Source organism: Coprococcus sp. ART55/1 (genome assembly GCF_000210595.1).
Classification (GTDB): Bacteria; Bacillota; Clostridia; order Lachnospirales; family Lachnospiraceae; genus Coprococcus; species Coprococcus aceti.
This window is the reverse complement of sequence record NC_021018.1, coordinates 2,646,182-2,646,987: the sequence shown is the minus strand read 5'-3', so window position 1 is coordinate 2,646,987 and position 806 is coordinate 2,646,182. Positions and strand designations below refer to the sequence as shown.

Sequence of the window (806 nt, the reverse complement as noted above, 5' to 3'; positions counted from 1 at the left end):
CGTTTTTTATTGCAAAGTTTATCTCTTGTCTTGAGATAAACGAAACAACCCCTACAGTACCAATCATACTCATTAGCACATCATGATAACTCTCAAGTTTTTTCTCTCATTTTCTGTCAGTTTAGAATCATTTTCTATTGCCATTGCCACCTTATGCAATACATGAGTCACTAAACTATTTGTCTTTAATAAAGACCCCACCTTAAATCCAGTTACACATTCGTATTTTGCAAGATAATATGAATCCCCAGGTTTCAGACCAATCTCTCTAGGTAACACAAATTCCATCGTTCCCAAATATAATATAGGTTTTCTATCGTAATTAAACCTCCCCCTTTTTACATATTTAGGAGGTGCCAACCACCATTCATTCTCATTTACCAAAGGAATCCCATTATATTTCCTTGCCCTATATAAAATTGTTCCTGCTGGAACAGTATACTCATTCCCTAGTACTGACATTCTTTCTTGGAAACTCAATCCAAAAAACCTTGCAAAAAATTCGTCTAGAGATTTACAATTCATTAAATCTTTTATGTTTTCTTCTTTCAAACAAGTCCCCCAAAAGTACAAATTGCAATAATCCTCAAATTATATTTTATATCCTAAAGCACCAAGTTTGCGCCTAATCTCATCCTCCAACTCATGACTCTTATCAAACAATTCAGACAGTTCCGATGTAAGCCTTGTCATCTTCTCCTCGAACGGCTCTCCATCATCCTCCTGTTCTTCTATTCCTACATATCTGCCCGGAGTGAGTATGAAATCCTGTTTTTCAATCTCTGCAATATCTGCAACTGCACAGA

The 806-nt window shown here is 35.9% G+C and carries 1 protein-coding gene and 1 pseudogene; both read right to left on the bottom strand.

Going from position 1 to position 806, the window contains the following annotated elements:
• Positions 1-72: 72 nt before the first annotated feature.
• Complete coding sequence (locus CCU_RS11900; protein WP_208896215.1) at positions 73-552, bottom strand: hypothetical protein; 480 nt, start codon at positions 550-552, stop codon at positions 73-75.
• A 39-nt stretch (positions 553-591) separates the two neighbouring features.
• Positions 592-806 (bottom strand): annotated as a pseudogene (locus tag CCU_RS11895) (DNA methyltransferase); the annotation flags it as partial.